The 12,685-nt window shown below is 69.9% G+C and carries 13 protein-coding genes; 10 read left to right on the forward strand and 3 right to left on the reverse strand.

Annotated features, from left to right (window positions below):
- The first annotated feature begins 126 nt into the window (after positions 1 to 126).
- The 9 genes from ABZ904_RS16350 (at position 127) to ABZ904_RS16390 (ending at position 7,973) form a co-directional block, all read left to right on the forward strand.
- Positions 127 to 771: an HAD family hydrolase gene (locus ABZ904_RS16350; RefSeq protein ID WP_360990156.1), complete on the forward strand. Its 645-nt coding sequence runs from the start codon at positions 127 to 129 to the stop codon at positions 769 to 771.
- A gap of 105 nt (positions 772 to 876) precedes the next feature.
- Entirely contained in the window at positions 877 to 1,578 is a 702-nt protein-coding gene (locus tag ABZ904_RS16355) for a VC0807 family protein (protein WP_359405433.1), read from the forward strand.
- Between the two features lie 66 nt (positions 1,579 to 1,644).
- Positions 1,645 to 2,856: an MFS transporter gene (locus ABZ904_RS16360; protein ID WP_360990159.1), complete on the forward strand. Its 1,212-nt coding sequence runs from the start codon at positions 1,645 to 1,647 to the stop codon at positions 2,854 to 2,856.
- Positions 2,807 to 3,979, forward strand: a complete 1,173-nt coding sequence (locus ABZ904_RS16365) for an acetoin utilization protein AcuC (protein ID WP_360990162.1) — start codon at positions 2,807 to 2,809, stop codon at positions 3,977 to 3,979. Before ABZ904_RS16360 ends, ABZ904_RS16365 begins: the two co-directional genes overlap by 50 nt.
- 123 nt (positions 3,980 to 4,102) lie before the next feature.
- Complete coding sequence (locus ABZ904_RS16370) at positions 4,103 to 4,918, forward strand: phosphatase (protein WP_359405424.1); 816 nt, start codon at positions 4,103 to 4,105, stop codon at positions 4,916 to 4,918.
- Positions 4,919 to 5,047: 129 nt separating this feature from the next.
- Positions 5,048 to 5,260 (forward strand): helix-turn-helix domain-containing protein, encoded by a 213-nt coding sequence (locus tag ABZ904_RS16375; protein ID WP_166661820.1) that lies wholly within the window; start codon positions 5,048 to 5,050, stop codon positions 5,258 to 5,260.
- A gap of 156 nt (positions 5,261 to 5,416) precedes the next feature.
- Entirely contained in the window at positions 5,417 to 5,515 is a 99-nt protein-coding gene (locus tag ABZ904_RS16380; RefSeq protein WP_003948845.1) for an AURKAIP1/COX24 domain-containing protein, read from the forward strand.
- 335 nt (positions 5,516 to 5,850) lie between these two features.
- On the forward strand, positions 5,851 to 6,912 hold the full coding sequence (locus ABZ904_RS16385; RefSeq protein WP_359405439.1) for an NAD-dependent epimerase/dehydratase family protein: 1,062 nt from the start codon (positions 5,851 to 5,853) through the stop codon (positions 6,910 to 6,912).
- Positions 6,913 to 6,926: 14 nt separating this feature from the next.
- A complete protein-coding gene (locus ABZ904_RS16390) occupies positions 6,927 to 7,973 on the forward strand; it encodes a lysophospholipid acyltransferase family protein (protein WP_359405420.1) in 1,047 nt (348 codons plus the stop codon).
- A 106-nt stretch (positions 7,974 to 8,079) separates the two neighbouring features.
- Here ABZ904_RS16390 and ABZ904_RS16395 read toward each other — a convergent pair whose 3' ends face one another.
- The 3 genes from ABZ904_RS16395 to ABZ904_RS16405 form a co-directional block, all read right to left on the reverse strand.
- Positions 8,080 to 9,351, reverse strand: coding sequence for a DUF5667 domain-containing protein (locus tag ABZ904_RS16395; RefSeq protein WP_360990168.1), 1,272 nt, complete (start codon positions 9,349 to 9,351; stop codon positions 8,080 to 8,082).
- Positions 9,352 to 9,657: 306 nt separating this feature from the next.
- The gene (locus tag ABZ904_RS16400) at positions 9,658 to 10,434 is read right to left on the reverse strand and encodes an ECF subfamily RNA polymerase sigma factor, BldN family (RefSeq protein ID WP_359405414.1); all 777 of its coding nucleotides are present in this window, start codon (positions 10,432 to 10,434) and stop codon (positions 9,658 to 9,660) included.
- 850 nt (positions 10,435 to 11,284) lie between these two features.
- Positions 11,285 to 12,217, reverse strand: a complete 933-nt coding sequence (locus ABZ904_RS16405) for an HAD-IB family hydrolase (protein WP_359405411.1) — start codon at positions 12,215 to 12,217, stop codon at positions 11,285 to 11,287.
- Positions 12,218 to 12,390: 173 nt separating this feature from the next.
- On the opposite strand from ABZ904_RS16405, the gene ABZ904_RS16410 reads away from it, so the two are divergent.
- A complete protein-coding gene (locus tag ABZ904_RS16410) occupies positions 12,391 to 12,675 on the forward strand; it encodes a glutaredoxin family protein (RefSeq protein ID WP_359405408.1) in 285 nt (94 codons plus the stop codon).
- Positions 12,676 to 12,685 lie beyond the last annotated feature (10 nt).

Here is a 12,685-nt window from a genome sequence, read left to right on the forward strand (position 1 = left end):
ACAGCGCCGATGGTACTGCAGGGGGGACCCTGTGGGAGAGTAGGACGCCGCCGAACAAATCTTGGGAAAACCCCGCACCTATGGTGCGGGGTTTTTCGTTTTTCGGGCTCGTCTACGCTCGTACCCATGCGCTATGACCTCGTCATCTTCGACAACGACGGCGTCCTCGTCGACAGCGAGCCCATCTCCAACCGGCTGCTGGCCGCCTACCTCACCGAGCTCGGACACCCGACGACGTACGAGGACTCCATCCGCGACTACATGGGGTCCGCGATGCATCGAGTCCACGACCTCGTCCAGGAGCGCACGGGGCGGCTCCTGCCGGCCGACTTCGACGACGTCTTCCACGGACGTGTCTTCGCCGCGTTCGAACGGGAGTTGAAGCCCGTGACGGGGGTCGTGGACGTACTGGAGAAACTGTCCGCCGACGGGACCCCGTACTGCGTGGCGTCGTCCGGGAGTCATGAGCGCATCCGGGTGGGTCACCGTACGACGGGGCTGACCCGGTGGTTCGACGACGGGCGGATCTTCAGTTCCCAGGACGTCGGACGAGGGAAGCCGGCGCCGGATCTGTTTCTCCACGCCGCCGAGCGGATGGGGGTCGCGCCGGGCAACTGCGTTGTCGTGGAGGACAGTCCACTGGGTGTGCAGGCCGCCGTCTCCGCCGGGATGGACGTGTTCGGGTTCACCGCGATGACGCCCGCGGCCAGGCTCGCGGGTGCCACACAACTCTTCTCCATCATGGGGGAGTTGTCCGACCTGCTGGTATGACCCGGGCCGTGACCGGGGCCACCGGTCCGGCGCTGACATTTGTCATGCCGAGCTGCGGACGATCGTTCCTACCGGCGGACCCGCCCCGGCGGCGAAGCTGAGGGCATGACGACGAACACGGTTTCCCAGGGTCACAGCAAGAAGCAGAACCTCATGCCGCTGGTCATCGACGTCGCGGTGCCGATCGGTTCCTACTACCTGTTCAAGGACGGGTTCGGGACGAGCACGCTGATGGCCCTCGGCCTCAGCAGCGTTGTGCCGGCCGTGCGGACCGTATGGGGCGTGGTCAAGGAGCGGACGCTCAACGCCTTCGCCGCGCTCATCCTCTTCGTGAACGTCGCCGGGCTGCTTCTCAGCTTCGTCGCCGGTGACCCGCGGCTGATGCTCGCCAAGGACAGCGGGATCAGCAGCGTGATCGGAATCGGGATCCTGGCCTCCGTGGTCATGGGGAAGCCGATGATGACGGCGGGCATGAAGCCCTGGCTGGTGAAGGGCGTTGCGGCCAGGGAGGCCGCCTGGACGCGGCTGCAGGACCGGTCCTCCGCCTTCCGGCGGGCGGAGCGGGTGTTCTCGGTCGTCTGGGGTGTGGTGCTGCTCGCGGAGTGCGTGGTGCGGGTCGTGGGCGCCTACACGCTGCCGGTCGACACGATGGTCTGGATGGGCTCGGTCGTCGTCGCGGTCGCGATGACGCTCGGGTTCGTCCTCAGCGGTGCCCTGGCCGCCCGTCCGATGGCGCAGCTGCTGATCGCCGAGGTGAAGGCTCAGAGCGCCGACGAGCCCGCCCTGGCGCCGGCTTCCGCCCGGTAAAGCTGAACAAAATTCGTCTTCGACGGGATCTACCCACCGGTAGCCCGGGGTCCTACTCTCGCCGCCATGACAGATGTGCTGCGGCGCGGTAGGGCCTCGCTGGCGTTCGGCTTCTTCGCCCAGGGCGCCACCTTCGCCCTGCTGGTGACCCGTATCCCGGCCATCCAGGACCGGTACGGCGTCTCCGACGCGCTGCTCCCCGTCTTCCTCGCCGCCGTGCCGATCCTCGCCGGCGTCGGCAGCGTGACGACCGAGCAGCTGGTCAAGCGCGTGCGGCCCAGCAGGCTGCTGCGCTGGTCGCAGCCCGTCGTGCTGCTCGCCCTCCTCGGCGTGGGCCTCGGCGGGAACATGGCCGAACTGGCCGTGGCCCTGGCCGCGTTCGGGCTTTCCGTGGGCGCCCTGGACGCCTCGATGAACATGCTCGGGGTGAGCCTCCAACGGACGTACGGGCGCAGCATCATGCTCGGTTTCCATGCCGCGTACAGCCTCGGCGGGATCGTGGGCGCCTCGCTCGCCTGGGTGGGCGCGCACGGACATCTGGCGCTGTGGGTTTCGTACCTGCCGGTGGTCGCGGTGCTGCTGCCGGCCACGCTCATCGGCAGCCGGTGGTACGTCGACGGGAGCGGTCCGGAGCCGGACGCGAAGGGCGCCGAGTCCGGCCCGCTGGTCTTCCGGCTGCTGCTGCCGCTCTGCCTGGTGATGACGTTCGCGTACATCGGGGACTCGACCGTCTCCAACTGGAGCGCCAAGTATCTGCAGGACACGCTGGGCAGCTCGGAGCAGCTGGCGACGGTCCCGTACAACGTCTACATGGTCACCACGCTGCTCGGGCGGTCCATCGGTGACTTCGGGGTGCGGCGGTTCGGGGCCGTGGCGGTCGTACGGCTCGGCGCGCTGGTGGCGGCGCTCGGGTTCGCGGTGGTGGCGGGGGCGCCCGGGGCGTGGGTCGGGATGCTGGGATTCACCCTGCTGGGCCTGGGGTTGTGCGTTCTCGTACCGCAGACCTTCGCGGCCGCAGGGCGGCTGTTCCCCGGGGCTTCGGACACGGCCGTCGCCCGCCTCAATATCTTCAACTACGTGGGCTTTCTGATCGGCTCGCCCCTGGTGGGTGCGCTCGGGGACGCCTGGAGCTACCGGGGGGCCATGCTGGTGCCGATGGCGTTGGTGCTGGTGACACTGGTGTACGCCCGCTCGTTCGCGCCGGGAGCGGACCGATACGGTGACGGGCATGAGCGGCCGCGCACAGCTGATGTGGGACGAGGCAGTAACGGGCTATGACTTCGGTCCGGACCATCCGATGGACCCGGTCCGCCTCGCGCTGACCAGGAAACTCGTCGACGCCTTCGGGCTCGACCGGGCGGTCGAGGTGGTCGCGGCGAAGCCCGCGGGCGACTCGACGCTGCGGCTCGTGCACCGGGAGGACTACGTGGAGGCCGTCAAGGCCGCGTCCGCGCACCCGGCGTCGGCGGACGGATCGTACGGACTCGGGACCGTGGACGATCCGGCCTTCGCCGGGATGCACGAGGTGTCCGCGCTGATCGCCGGGCAGTCGGTCGGGGCGGCGGAGGCCGTGTGGCGCGGGGACGTCCTGCACGCCGTGAACTTCGCCGGCGGGCTGCACCATGCGATGCCGGGCGGTGCCTCCGGGTTCTGCATCTACAACGACGCCTCCCTCGCCATCGCCCGGCTGCTGGAGCTGGGCGCCGAGCGGATCGCCTATGTGGACGTGGACGTGCACCACGGGGACGGCGTGCAGGCGGCGTTCTGGGACGATCCGCGGGTCCTGACCATCTCGCTGCACGAGCATCCGCGCACTCTGTTCCCGCAGACCGGGTGGCCGGAGGAGACGGGCGCGCCGGACGCGGCGGGCAGCGCGGTGAACGTGGCGCTGCCCGCCGGCACCGGGGACGCGGGCTGGGTGCGTGCCTTCCACGCCGTGGTGCCGGAGCTGGTCGCCGACTTCCGTCCGCAGGTGCTGGTCTCCCAGCACGGTGCCGACACCCACTTCGAGGACCCGCTCGCCCATCTCGCCGTGTCGCTGGACGCGCAGCGTGCCGTGCAGGTCGCGTGTCACGACCTGGCGCACGAGTACGCCGACGGCCGCTGGGTGGCGCTGGGCGGCGGCGGATACGCGGTCGTGGACGTGGTACCGCGGTCGTGGACGCACCTGGTCGCGATCGCGGCGGGACGGCCGATCGAGCCGGTGACCGTGATCCCCGAGAGCTGGCGGCAGGAAGTGTTCGCGCGGACCCGGCAGTTGGCGCCGGGACGGATGACGGACGGCCGGTGGCCCGTGTCGTATGCGGACTGGGACGCGGGATACGACCCGGCCGACCGGCTCGACCAGGCGGTGCTGGCGGCGCGGAAGGCGGTGTTCCCGCTGCGCGGGCTGCTGGCGTAGCCGGCCGCCGGGTGCCCGGCATGTGCGACGAAGTGGCGTACCTGGACGCACGGTTACGCCGACTGTGGGGTGTTTCCCGTATTCCGTGCGCAGGGCGGGGGCGATTGGGCCAGCATCGCTGTCGTGTTGAGCACCGGTGCACTGCGTGCACATCTGCTGGCCGCCCGGCTGGCCGGGCCTGTGGCCACCTCGCGCGAGGAGAGCCTGCGCAGCTATCGGCTGTTCGCCGCCCGCGACCCCCGCGTGCTGATCGGCCTCGATCCCGAATGGACATGGGGTCATCGGGATCTGATCGAGCTGATGGCGGACAAGTGCGGGGGCTCGGCCGATCCCCAGCGGATCTCCGGGCACGATGTGATCGACCCGCAGCGCACGCTGGAGGGTCTCGAGGCCTTCGCCCAGCGGATCGGCCAGGCTGCGCAGGACGGGGCGACGGTCCTTCTCGGCACTGGTCACCCGCACCGGTTGCTCGGCTTCTACGCCGAACTCGCGGACGCCTTGTCGACGGCGGGATGTACTGTCCTCACCCCGGCGCAGGGTCGTCGTGTCGACATAACGACCCGGTTCGGTCTACGCACGTACGACCTTGATTACGTACGGGGAGTGGCTTTCGTAAGGAACCCGGAGCCCGGAGGGGCCGGTTGTGAGCCCGGCGCACACACGCATTCGCCGCTGCCGGTGCGCACCGTGCTGGCCGCGGCCGCCGAGTCCGGCGGGCCGCTGCCGCAACTCGTCATCGGGGATCATGGCTGGGTCTGCGGAGCAGGTCAACTGGGCTTCGACGCGATCGGCCTGGCCGACACCGACGATCCCGCTCTCTTCGTTGGTGAGGCCGAGGGGCGCGTGTCAGTCGTCGTTCCCCTCGATGACGCCGTGCGGTCTCATTACTACCGACCGCTTACTCGCTATGTACTCAATCGAGCGTGTCTGTCACAGTAGGCCGCCGATGGCATCCCCTCTTCCCCACTTGCATCATCCGCACCTACATTGGGGAGTGAGCACGCAGCGACGAAGAGTCACCGGAAGGGGAAGCCGGTGGCCGTCGAGTGCGGAAGGTTCAGGTGTGTCATGGCTGCAGCTGACGAGAGGCCTCTGAACGAGGTTCAGTTCCTGACCGTGGCGGAAGTCGCCTCGGTGATGCGAGTGTCGAAGATGACCGTGTACCGGCTGGTGCACAGCGGTCATCTGCCGGCGATCCGGGTGGGGAGGTCCTTCCGGGTACCGGAGCAAGCGGTCCACGAGTACCTCCGCGAGAGCTATGTGGGGGTGGAGACGGCCTGACGGCTGCCCGATGGGGTCGGCCCGGCGAGGGCTCCGTACAGCCTCCCGGGTCACCTCGATTACGAGCTCAGCGCTCGGGCGGGTAGGCTAGGCCCCTCGTAGGTCGTGTGGGCCCATGGCGCCCAGCACCGAGTGAAGAAGTGAGCGAGGGTAGTCGTGGGCTCTGTTATCAAGAAGCGGCGTAAGCGGATGGCCAAGAAGAAGCACCGCAAGCTGCTCAAGCGCACCCGCGTTCAGCGTCGCAACAAGAAGTAAGGAGCGGCCCCCGCGAGGGCACCCTTGCTGCTGTGCGCCGGTGCGCGCGTCGGCCCCCCACTGCTGGTGGGGGGCCTTTGTCTTGCCTGGGGGCGGCTTCCGCCGGAGCGCGGTGGGGGTCGTCTGCGGTCAGCCCCGGCCGAAGCGATCCGTGCGGACGTCCGTCAGTCATATGACTTGTTCTGATCGCACGTTCGTGCGTGTCGTCACTTCGTGCATCGGGTGGTCATCACAGCGCAACATCAACCGGCTAAGTTGGCGGCATACGGGGAACGCGGCAGGCTGTCGGGCAGAAGCGTGCCCCAGTGGACGCGACGGGAAGAGAGGCGCTGAACTTGGGCAAGGTCGTGCTTGTGACCGGGGTGGCCCGCCGACTCGGTGGCCGGTTCGTACGACGGATCCAGCGTGACCCGGAGGTCGACCGCGTCATCGCGGTGGACGCGGTCCCGCCCGAGCACCATCTGGGCAGTGCCGACTTCATCCGGGCCGATATCCGCCAGCCCACCATCGCCCGGGTGCTCGCCGAGTACTCCGTCGACACGGTCGTCCACATGGACGTGACCGGCACCCCGCTGGGCAGCGGCAGCCGCGCCACGGTCAAGGAGACCAACGTCATCGGCACCATGCAGCTGCTCGGGGCCTGCCAGAAGTCCCCCACGGTCAAGCGGCTGGTCGTGAAGTCCAGCACGAACGTGTACGGATCCGCGCCCCGCGACCCGGCCGTCTTCACCGAGACAACCCCGCCCAAGTCGCTGCCGAGCGGTGGCTTCGCCAAGGACACCGTCGAGGTCGAGGGGTATGTACGGGGCTTCGCCCGGCGCAGGCCCGATGTCGCGGTCTGTGTGCTGCGCTTCGCCAACATCCTGGGCCCGAACGCCGACTCGCCCCTCGCGTCGTACTTCTCGCTGCCCGTGCTGCCGACCGTCCTCGGCTACGACCCGCGGCTGCAGTTCGTGCACGAGGACGATGTGATCGAGGTGCTGAGGATCGGCTCGCACGAGCCGCAGCGGGGCACCCTCAACAGCGGCACGTTCAATGTGGCCGGGGACGGGGTGCTGCTGCTGTCGCAGTGTGCGCGTCGCCTGGGACGGCCCACCGCGCCGCTGCTGCTGCCTGCGGTCACCTGGGTCGGCTCCGCGATGCGTACCCTGGGTATGACGGACTTTTCTCCCGAGCAGATCCGGCTGCTCACCCACGGGCGGGTGGTGGAGACGGAACAGATGCGTGTGACGCTCGGATACGAGCCGAAGTACACGACCGCGGAGACGTTCGCGGACTTCGCGCGCAGCCGCGGCCCCGGACTCCTGCCGCCGGAGGCCCTTGCGGGGGCCATCGACAGGATCGCCGCGCTGCCCGTCCTGGGCGGTGGGCACCCCCCGACGCAGAGCGCCAACTGAGGAGCGCATCAACAATGGCGGATGCCAAGGTCATTCCGTTCGACGACGACCGGTCCCGCGGGGCTGCCGCGCAGCGGCCGCAGCGGCGCCGGGGGGCGGGGAGCCGGAGGGGGAGCGAGCCCGCGGTGGTCCGTGAGGTGCAGCCCCTGCCGGGCACGGCGATCCCGCAGGATGATGTTCCCGTGACGCGCGAGGAAGAGCAGCCCACCGTCGCCCAGGAAGGGAGCCTGGAGCGACGCATCGCCGGGGGTCTGGCCTTTCTGCGCCGCCGCCTGACCGGCGACTACGAGGTGGACGCCTTCGGCTACGACGAGGAGCTCACCGACCAGGTCCTGATGTCGCTGCTGCGGCCGATGTACGAGAAGTACTTCCGGGTCGAGGTGAAGGGCGTCGAGAACATCCCGGACAAGGGCGGTGCGCTGATCGTCGCCAACCACTCGGGCACCCTGCCGCTGGACGGCCTGATGCTGCAGGTCGCCGTGCACGACAACCACCCGGCGGGCCGGCATCTGCGGCTTCTCGCGGCGGACTTGGTCTTCGTGCTGCCGGTGATCAACGAACTGGCCCGCAAGGCCGGTCACACCCTGGCCTGTGCCGAGGACGCCGAGCGACTGCTCGAGCGCGGCGAGGTGGTCGGTGTGATGCCAGAGGGCTTCAAGGGCATCGGCAAGCCGTTCAGCGAGCGCTACAAGCTGCAGCGCTTCGGCCGTGGCGGCTTCGTCTCCACGGCGCTGCGCACCGGGACGCCGATCGTTCCGTGCTCGATCGTCGGGGCGGAGGAGATCTACCCGATGATCGGCAACGCGAAGACCCTGGCCCGGGTGCTGGGCTTCCCGTACTTCCCGATCACTCCGACGTTCCCGTGGCTCGGTCCCCTGGGGGCGATCCCGCTGCCGACGAAGTGGACGATCCAGTTCGGCGAGCCGATCCCCACGGACGGCTATCCGACGGAGGCCGCGGAGGACCCGATGCTGATGTTCAACCTGACGGACCAGGTCAGGGAGCAGATCCAGCACACGCTGTACAAGCTGCTGGTGCAGCGGCGTTCGGTGTTCTTCTGACCGCGGGATTCTCCCGCGCCCAGCACCTTCCCGCTGCTTCGGATACGACGACGGGGGCGCCCCTGCGACCAGGGGCGCCCCCGCTCTCGTCGGAGCCGCGGTGGCCCTACTTGTTCTCCTCGCTGTTGAGCCCCAGTCCCGGCAGCAACCCGGGAAGCAGCGGCGGCAGTGTCACATGCGGTCCGGACGACGGGCTCTTGCTCGACGACGGCGAATCGCTGCCGCTGTCCTTCGGCGGATCCAGCAGACCGCCCGTGTTACCGCCGAGCAGCCCGCCGCTGCTGCTCTTGGACGAGGACGGCTGGGGCTTGCCGCTGTCGTCGCTGCTGCTCGCGGAGCCGCCGGTGGTGCTGGGGGCGGGTCCGTCCGAGCCGGTCGAGTCGGTGGCGCTCGGAGCGGAGCTCCGGTGCCGGCCGGTGCCGTCCGAGGACGGGGGATTCGGCAGGAGCGACTGCAGCGGGGCGACCTCCTGGTCTATGGCTTCGAAGACCGACGACACCTGCTGACTGACGTCGCCGAGCTGGACGGGCAGCCGGTCGCGCAGGGCGCCCCAGGCCTCGCGGTGGGACTGGGTGAAGGCGGAGAGTGCCTGGATGGGGGCGAGTGAGCCGTTGCGCTCGTACACCTCGTGCAGCAGGCGGTGGCCTTCGGACGCGTCGTGCTGCATGCCGGACAGCGTGCGGCGGACCTCGCCCAGGGACTCGTGGTCGAGCTGGCCGCCACGGCCGCGCTCCATCAGTCGGCGGGCCTCGTTCAGCCGGGTGGAGGCCTGGTCGAGGTAGAGCCGCCCGCGGTCGTTGTCCCCCTCGGTCATGCCGAGTTTGACGTCCTCGATGCCGCGTTTGAGGCCGTAGAGCGAGTCACCGGGCAGCGCGTCGTTACTGGCAGCGGCCACTCCACCGAAGGAGGCCGCCGCCACGCCGACGCTGAGTCCGCCCGCGGCGAGGCCCTTGGTGAGCCGCGTCCGAGGACGCAACTTACCCAGCGGGCTTGCCCGGTGCGCCCCCCGGGCCCGGTGAGAGTGCGCTCCTGTCTCCCGCCGTCCTTCCGCGGAAGCCGCGCCCCTCTTCCGACCGGGCACCGAAGGGTCCGCCGCCTCGCCTCCGGGAGCCGTGCCCTCCCGCAGCATGGCCTCCATCGCGGCCACGAGCCGCGCGCGGTGGACGACCTTCACCTCGGGATCGAGCGTCGGCCTCGGCAGCTCGTCGAGACGGATCGCGAGGCCCAACAGGTGGGCCTGCTCCGTCCGTTCCGCATCAGCCGGGGCCGGAGCCGATCCTCCGGACTGCTCGGCCGCCGTGCCCCGGTCGTCGGACTGGAACTCCAGGGCCTGGGCGAAGGCGTTCGCCCGCCGGTGCGCCGATACGTTCGCGATCACTGGCGGCACCTCCTCTCGTCATGACGGTCGACTCCCCAGGGGATCCTGAGGGTTGCACGCCCTGTCCGCATCCACACGAACGAGTGGAGGGGGACGGTCAGGGGGTGACCACAGGGAGCCTGTATCCCGCACAACGAGCGGCTCGGCACTTGGGTTACGGACGATAGATGATCGGACCGCGAATCCAACGTGCCCGCACGGAACGTGAGTTGAAGGTGGCGGAACGTGTGCGGCCGGGCACGGTGGACATGGGTGGCGCCTGTGCCCGGCGGGGACGGAGGAGCGGCTCGATGTGGTCGGCGGGGTTCAGCGGGCGTCTTCGGGCAGAAGCCGGGCGAGGGTGCGGACGGCCCGGTACTGGAGGGTCTTGATCGCGCCCTCGTTCTTGCCCATCACGCGGGCGGTCTCGGCGACGGAGAGGCCCTGGAGGAAGCGGAGTGTCACGCACTCCTGCTGCTGGGGGTTGAGTCGCCGCACGGCGTCGAGCAGGGCGGCGTTCGAGAGGGATTCGAGGACGGAGTCCTCGGGTGACCGCTCGACCTCGTTGGCGTCGAGCATCTCCCCGGTGGTGACCTCGAGGCGGAACCGGCTCGACTTGAAGTGGTCCGCCACCAGGTTGCGGGCGATGGTGACGAGCCAGGCACCGAAGTCGCGCCCCTGCCAGGTGAAGGTGCCGATCCGGCGCAGGGCGCGCAGAAAGGTCTCACTGGTGAGGTCCTCGGCGGTCGCTCTGCCGCCCACCCGGTAGTAGATGTAGCGATAGACGGTGTCGCTGTACTGGTCGTACAGGCGCCCGAACGCATCGGCCTCGCCGGCCTGGGCGCGCTCCACGAGGTCCATCATGCGTGCGCTGTCACTGTCCGCAGCCGGTCGGCGTGCGGTGGTGGCCGCCGAGCCGGAGCGGCCCCGTCGGCCGCCGACCGCGGCGCTGCCGTCGGCCAGTGCGTAGCACGGACCGATCGGCGCGGCGGTGGCGAAGGCGGGGACGGCGTACGCGGTGGGGACGAAGGCGCGCAACAGGTCGAGGACCGTTGCGCGCAGCGTGGCCAGGCCCGAGGCGTCAACCCCGACGTGTGGGTACACGGGACTCCCAGAGGCAGAGCTTCCATCACGTGCAGTGCGGAACCGTTCACCCGTCGTAGCGACGGAGGGGTGCCGGATTGCGTCTGAGGAGAATAACGCTTAGTACAGGCAGCACTACACCCAGTTGCTCAAATCATCGATTACGTCGCTTCTGTAACCGATTGATGCTCGCTCAAGTACCGCAGGGTGACCGATTGTTGACCGGTTCGGTCCGACTTCCGGCACAGTACGGGGCGTGTTGTGCCCGGGTCGGTATGCGGGGAGTGGTGGGGGCGGCGCGGGGGTAAGACGGTCGGAATGCGATCGCTTTCGGAGCGCCACCAGAGGTGAACGCCGCCGACCGGGCGACGGTGGGGCCGGCCCGGCCGCGGGGACGACCGCCGATCACGCACAGTCACCAGCATGGGTAGTGGTACCCGCCCATGACCCGTCGCCGTGAGATCGGCCGACGGCCGGCGCTCACTCCAACCAGTGAAACGTGCGACGTGTGCGCGAAGCCCTGGTCTCCGGCCCGTCACGGCCGCGAACGGGGGCGCGGGTGCCGCAACCGCCCCGTCGGACGGCCGGGCCGGCGGCATCCGGCCTGCCCTGGCGTCGGCCGGTGGCATCCGGCCTGCCCTGGCGTCGGCCGGTGGCATCCGGCCTGCCCTGGCGTCGGCCGGTGGCATCCGGCCTGCCCTGGCGTCGGCCTCCCGCCTGCCCTGGCGTCGGCCGGGGTGGGCCGCCAGGACGGTTGCGCCCCGGCCACCCCGGTTTCAGCGGTCGCCGGGTGGGCGTCCGGGACCGTCGCCGGGCAGGCCCGGGCCGTGGTGGCCGTGGGTGCCCCTTCCGGCGTCGGTCGTGGAGGCGTTCAGCGGCGGCGGCGGTGCAGCGCGATGGCCGCTGCCGTGCCGCCCGCCACAGCGCCGAAGCCGGCCGCCGCCGGGAGGCCGACTTTCGCCGCCTTGCGGGCCGTGCGGTAGTCGCGCAGGCGCCAGTCGTAGGTGCGGGCGTGCTTGCGGAGCTTGGTGTCGGGGTTGATCGCGTACGGGTGGCCCACCAGCGAGAGCATCGGGATGTCGTTGTGCGAGTCGCTGTACGCGGCGCAGCGCGAGAGGTCCAGTCCCTCCGCCACCGCGAGCGCGCGCACCGCTTCGGCCTTCGCCGGTCCGTGCAGCGGCTCGCCGACCAGCCTGCCCGTGTAGACGCCGTCGACCGATTCCGCGACCGTGCCGAGAGCACCGGTCAGGCCGAGGCGGCGAGCGATCACCGTCGCGATCTCCACCGGGGCGGCCGTGACCAGCCACACCTTCTGGCCCGCGTCCAGGTGCGCCTGCGCCAGCGCCCGCGTGCCCGGCCAGATCCGCTCGGCCATGTACTCGTCGTAGATCTCCTCGCCGATCGACATCAGCTCGGCGACGCGGTGGCCCTTGACGATCGAGAGGGCGGAGTCGCGGGCGTCCTGCATGTGCTCGGGGTCCTCGACCCCGGCCAGCCGGAACCACGCCTGCTGCCAGGCGAACTTCGCCAGGTCACGCGTCTCGAAGAACTTCCGCTTGTACAGGCCCCGCCCGAAGTGGAACAACGCGGCGCCCTGCATCACGGTGTTGTCCAGGTCGAAGAACGCCGCGGCCTTGTCGTCGCCGAGGACCGGGAAGTCCGGTTCCCGGTCGGAGACGTCCTTGTCCTGTGCGGCGACGTCCTGCGAGGACTTGCGCGCGGCCTCCGCCGAGGCCTCGCCTGCCAAAACACTCCTCGCCGTGGCGGAGCGCCTACGGGGAGTGAGCCATCCGAGAGCGGCCATGACGCGAGCATAGCCAGTCTGTTCAGTGGTTCCGGAGTCGTGAGGTTTGGAGGCTGTGAACTCTCCACGACCGTGTCGTTAAAGGATCGGTTGCATCGGCGTGGCGTCGAGGCGCCGACCGGGTGCGTCGGGTTGTGGTGCTCCGGCTCCCTCTTCGTCCCGGCGGGGCGAGAATGGCCGACATGAGTCCCATCTTTCGGCGCAAGACCGATCAGGAACCCGGTGACCGGCTCGTCACTCTCATCCGCAAGCCGGGGTGCCATCTGTGCGACGACGCACAGACCGTCATCGAGAAGGTGTGCGGCGAGCTCGGCGTGACCTGGGAGCAGAAGGACATCACTCAGGACGAGGGGCTCAACCGCCAGTACTGGGAGCAGATTCCGGTGGTGCTGGTCGACGGCGCGCAGCACACCTTCTGGCGTGTGAACGAGGAGCGGCTGCGCAAGGCCCTGACCTAGGGCCGCCGGT

Origin of the sequence: Streptomyces sp. NPDC046900 (genome assembly GCF_040644975.1) — a bacterium.
Taxonomy (GTDB): domain Bacteria; phylum Actinomycetota; class Actinomycetes; order Streptomycetales; family Streptomycetaceae; genus Streptomyces.

Bases quoted from the DNA above. Each gene is read 5' to 3' on its own strand.
- ABZ904_RS16350 (WP_360990156.1), top strand. From the start codon at position 127: ATGCGCTATGACCTCGTCATCTTCGACAACGACGGCGTCCTCGTCGAC.
- ABZ904_RS16355 (WP_359405433.1), top strand. From the start codon at position 877: ATGACGACGAACACGGTTTCCCAGGGTCACAGCAAGAAGCAGAACCTC.
- ABZ904_RS16360 (WP_360990159.1), top strand. From the start codon at position 1,645: ATGACAGATGTGCTGCGGCGCGGTAGGGCCTCGCTGGCGTTCGGCTTC.
- ABZ904_RS16365 (WP_360990162.1), top strand. From the start codon at position 2,807: ATGAGCGGCCGCGCACAGCTGATGTGGGACGAGGCAGTAACGGGCTAT.
- ABZ904_RS16375 (WP_166661820.1), top strand. From the start codon at position 5,048: ATGGCTGCAGCTGACGAGAGGCCTCTGAACGAGGTTCAGTTCCTGACC.
- ABZ904_RS16390 (WP_359405420.1), top strand. From the start codon at position 6,927: ATGGCGGATGCCAAGGTCATTCCGTTCGACGACGACCGGTCCCGCGGG.
- ABZ904_RS16405 (WP_359405411.1), bottom strand. From the start codon at position 12,217: ATGGCCGCTCTCGGATGGCTCACTCCCCGTAGGCGCTCCGCCACGGCG.
- ABZ904_RS16410 (WP_359405408.1), top strand. From the start codon at position 12,391: ATGGCCGACATGAGTCCCATCTTTCGGCGCAAGACCGATCAGGAACCC.